The sequence below is a fragment of the Methylopila musalis genome, from assembly GCF_042679725.1.
Taxonomy (GTDB): domain Bacteria; phylum Pseudomonadota; class Alphaproteobacteria; order Rhizobiales; family Methylopilaceae; genus Methylopila; species Methylopila musalis.
Genome location: NZ_JBHTMX010000228.1, coordinates 1 through 4,219, shown reverse-complemented (window position 1 = coordinate 4,219; position 4,219 = coordinate 1). Strand labels below are relative to the sequence as shown.

Genomic DNA, 4,219 nt, shown 5'->3' with positions numbered 1-4,219 from the left:
CCGCCAAGGCCGAGCAGGCCGGCGCCGCGCTCGCCGCCGACGCCGCCGAGAAGGCCGCCGCCGCGAAAGCCGCGGCCGACAAGGCGGCGAAGGCCGAGGCCGCGAAGGCGGCGGAAGCGGAGAAGGTCGCCAAGGCCGAAGCCGTGAAGGCCGCAGAGAAAGCAGCCTCCGAAAAGGCCGCGGCCGCCGCCGAGAAGGCCGAGAAGCTCGCCCAGGCCGAACAGGCGGAGCTGCGCGCCAAGGCGGAGGCCGAAAAGGCCGCCAAGGACAAGGCGCAGGCCGAGAAGGCCGCCGCCGACAAGGCCGCGAAGGAGAAGGCCGAGCAGCTCGCCAAGGCCGAAGCCGACAAGGCGGCCAAGGAGAAGGCGGAGGCCGAAAAGCTCGCGAAGCTCGAGGCGGAGAAGGCCGCCAAGGAGAAGGCCGAGGCCGAGAAGAAAGCCGCCGAAAAGGCCGCGAAGGAAAAGGCGGAGAAGCTCGCCAAGGCCGCGGCCGACAAGGCGGCGAAGGAGAAGGCGGAGGCCGAGAAGGCCGCCGAGCGCAAGTTCGATCCGTCCAAGATCGCCTCGCTGCTGAAGGATTCGAAGTCGTCCTCCAACGCGCCGAGCACCTCTGCGCTCGAGGACAAACGCGCGCCGGGCCGCACCCAGACCGCCGGCCGCGAAATCTCGCCCGAGACCACCGCCGGCACCAGCCGCGGAACCGCCTCCAAGCTCTCCCTGTCCCAGCGGGCGGGCATCGACAACGCGGTGCGCGATCAGGTGATGCAGTGCTGGAACCCGCCGGTCGGCGCCGCGAGCGACGGCAGCCTCGCGGTGCGCGTCAGCTTCACCCTCAACGCCGACGGCACCATCGCCGAGGCGCCGAAGGTGCTGAACTCGTCGCCCAACCCCGCCTTCCGGGCGGCGGCGGGCGCGGCCATGCGCGCCGTGCAGCGCTGCGCGCCCCTGAAGCTGCCGCCGGACGCCTACGATTACTGGCGTCAGGTGACCATCAATTTCGACCCCAAGGAGATGATGGGCGGATGATGTCCCTCTCCCTGGCTTCGCCGCGCAAGGCCGGCGGGACCCGCGAGGGCCGCGTCGGCGGCCGCGCCGGATTCCGGCGTCACGCCGCTCCCGCCGCCGCTTCTCACGGATAAGTCACGCAATGTCGCTTTCGCTCGCCCAGCTGTTCCGCGCCGCCGTCATGATCGCCGCGCTCCTCGGCCTCGCAGCCCTTGCGCCGGCGGCCCGGGCGCAGGTGAACATCGACATCAACCAGGGCAACGTGCAGCCGCTGCCGATCGCCATTCCGAGCTTCCTCGGGCAGGGCGGCGACGCCGAGCTCGCGCGCAACATCGCGAGCGTGGTGGAGGCGGACCTGAAGAACTCCGGCCTGTTCGCCCCGATCGACCACAAGGCCTTCATCGAGAAGATCACCAACACCGACGTGCCGCCGCGCTTCGGCGACTGGCGCATCATCAACGCGCAGGCGCTGGTGACCGGCCGGGTGGTGCGGCAGGGCGACGGGCGGCTCCGGACCGAGTTCCGGCTGTGGGACGTGTTCGCGGGCAACCAGCTCGACGGCCAGCAGTTCTTCACCGACAAGAACTGGCGCCGCGTCGCGCATCTGATCGCCGACATGATCTACGAGCGGCTGACCGGCGAGAAGGGCTATTTCGACACCCGCGTGGTCTATGTCGACGAGAGCGGCCCCAAGGACAAGCGCGTCAAGCGCCTCGCCATCATGGATCAGGACGGCTTCAACGTCCGCTACATCACCGGCGGCGACGAGCTGGTGCTGACCCCGCGCTTCAGCCCGACGAGCCAGGAAATCACCTACATGTCGTTCGGCCGCTCGGAGCCGCGCGTCTACCTGCTCAACATCGAGACCGGGCAGCGCGAGGTGGTCGGCAACTTCCCCGGCATGACCTTCTCGCCGCGCTTCTCGCCGGACGGGCAGAAGGTGATCATGAGCCTGCAGCAGGGCGGCGACTCCAACCTCTACGCCATGGACCTGCGCTCGCGCACCACGACACGGCTGACCGATTCCGGCGCCATCGACACCTCGCCGTCCTACTCGCCGGACGGCGCGCGGATCGTGTTCGAGAGCGACCGCGGCGGCAACCAGCAGATCTACGTCATGTCGGCCTCGGGCGGCGGCGCGCAGCGCATCTCCTTCGGCGAGGGCCGCTACTCGACCCCCGTCTGGTCCCCGCGCGGCGACCTGATCGCCTTCACCAAGCAGGCGGGCGGCAAGTTCGCCATCGGCGTGATGAAGCCGGACGGCACCGGCGAGCGCATCCTGACCGAGGGCTTCCACAACGAGGGCCCGACCTGGGCGCCCAACGGCCGCGTGCTGATGTTCTTCCGCGACCAGGGCGGCGGGCCGAAGATCTACTCGGTCGACGTCACCGGCCGCCACGAACGCCGCATCCCCACCCCCGGCTTCGCCTCCGACCCCGCCTGGTCGCCGCCGCTGAACTGAGGCGGGGGCGCTCCCTCCGGAGCATGATCGTCGAGCGCGCCCCGAAACCTCGCACCGGGCGCGCGGCTCTTCTTGTCCCGACTCTGAGCCGGGACCCATTTCCGCCGGCGGCTCGGGATGACGCTCCGACCGTGCGGCCTCTTCTGAAACTCCAGCGTTTCTGGGTCCCGGCTCAAGGCCGGGACAAGGTGGTTGGCGCGCGCCGCGCGGGCGCGGCGGCTTCCAATCCTCGCAAGCGGCTCGTCGAGCGCGACGCTCTTCCTTGTCCCGACTCTGAGCCGGGACCCATTTCCGCCGACGGTTCCGGATGACGCTCCAACCGCTCAGCTTCGTCTGAAGCTCCAGCGTGTCTGGGTCCCGGCTCAAGGCCGGGACAAAGGCTGCGGCGGCGCGCTGCTCCCGCGTCCTCCACCCAAAAACCACACCCCCTCTGTGGCTTTTGGGACTCACCCTTCGCGTCATCCCAATGCGGCCCTGTGGCCGCCACGCCACGGTCATGATCCGACAGGCTCATGGACGCGCACGGGGACGGATCGCTTCGCGGTAACCTCCGTTTAAGCCTAACGGAACCTTCGGTTAACTGGGAGACTGCTATGGGTGGCGCAACCGAAAGTCACAAGGAGTCATCGGGGATGTTGCGTACCAAGCGTTACGGCGCCGCCGGCAAGATCGCCGCCGCGGTTTGCGCCACGCTGCTGCTCGCGGCCTGCGCCAAGAAGGGCGCCGGCGAGGGCGCGGACGGCATGGGCGGGGCCGGCGGCTATGGGGCCGGTTACGGCGCCGGCGGCCGTGGCGGCCCTCCCGGCAGCCAGCAGGATTTCGTGGTCAACGTGGGCGACCGCGTGTTCTTCGAGACCGACTCGACGGAGCTGACCTCCACCGCCCGCTCCACGCTCGACAAGCAGGCCCAGTGGCTGTCGCGCTATCCGCGCTACGCCATCCTGATCGAGGGCCACGCCGACGAGCGCGGCACGCGCGAGTACAACTTCGCGCTCGGCGCCCGCCGGTCGCAGGTGACCCGCGACTACCTCGCCGCCCGCGGCGTGCCCGCCTCGCGCGTGCGCACCACCTCCTACGGCAAGGAGCGGCCGGTCGCGGTGTGCGACGACATCTCCTGCTGGTCGCAGAACCGCCGCGCGGTCACCGCTCTGCAGGGCGGCGCGGGCTCCTGATCCGCACGACGACGCCGGTCCCGGCCTTCACGAGGTCGGGACCAGCCTCAATTCAGCCGAACTCCGGCCCTACCCAGACACATTCCACGTCTTCCTGTCGGGGAACTTCCGCGCCCATGTCCAGCCTCTCGCGCCTCCCGCTCGTCCGGCGTCTCGCGCTCGGCGCGGCGTTCGCCTGTCTGCCGCTGTCGGGCGCGCTGGCCTTCGACGGCGCCGCGGGCGATCCGCAGGCGTTGAAGACGATCGCCGCGGCGGAAGCGCAGGTGGAGCGGCTTGAAAGCGCGCTCGCCTTCTTCGGCGGCCGCGACGAGCGCGCCGCGCCCTCGACGCAGGCCGTGCCGGCGCAGTCCTCGCTCGCCGACATCGCGGTGCGGCTCGACCGGCTCGAGAACCAGATGCGCCAGCTCAACGGCCGTCTCGACGAGATGCAGTTCCAGATCCGCCGCGCGGAAGAGGCGCAGAAGCGCTTCCAGAGCGACGCCGAGTTCCGCTTCCAGGATCTCGAAAGCGGCAAGGGCGGCGGCGCCGCGCCGAAGCCCGGCCGCAGGGGCGACGCCGGCCCGGCGCCCTCCGGCGGGACG

At 70.5% G+C, this 4,219-nt stretch carries 3 protein-coding genes and 1 pseudogene; all 4 read left to right on the top strand.

What is annotated here, in order from left to right:
* The coding region (gene tolA, locus ACFQ4O_RS15670) for a cell envelope integrity protein TolA (protein ID WP_378776987.1) at positions 1-1,025 on the top strand (1,025 nt) is incomplete at its 5' end.
* A 121-nt stretch (positions 1,026-1,146) separates the two neighbouring features.
* Positions 1,147-2,466 (top strand): Tol-Pal system beta propeller repeat protein TolB, encoded by a 1,320-nt coding sequence (tolB, locus tag ACFQ4O_RS15665; protein WP_378776986.1) that lies wholly within the window; start codon positions 1,147-1,149, stop codon positions 2,464-2,466.
* Between the two features lie 632 nt (positions 2,467-3,098).
* On the top strand, positions 3,099-3,638 hold the full coding sequence (gene pal, locus ACFQ4O_RS15660; protein WP_378776985.1) for a peptidoglycan-associated lipoprotein Pal: 540 nt from the start codon (positions 3,099-3,101) through the stop codon (positions 3,636-3,638).
* A gap of 116 nt (positions 3,639-3,754) precedes the next feature.
* Positions 3,755-4,219: pseudogene (locus ACFQ4O_RS15655) on the top strand (tol-pal system protein YbgF); the annotation flags it as partial.

What these genes read in the sequence shown, in the direction of transcription:
- pal (WP_378776985.1), top strand. Translation starts at nt 3,099, where the DNA reads ATGTTGCGTACCAAGCGTTACGGCGCCGCCGGCAAGATCGCCGCCGCG.
- tolB (WP_378776986.1), top strand. Translation starts at nt 1,147, where the DNA reads ATGTCGCTTTCGCTCGCCCAGCTGTTCCGCGCCGCCGTCATGATCGCC.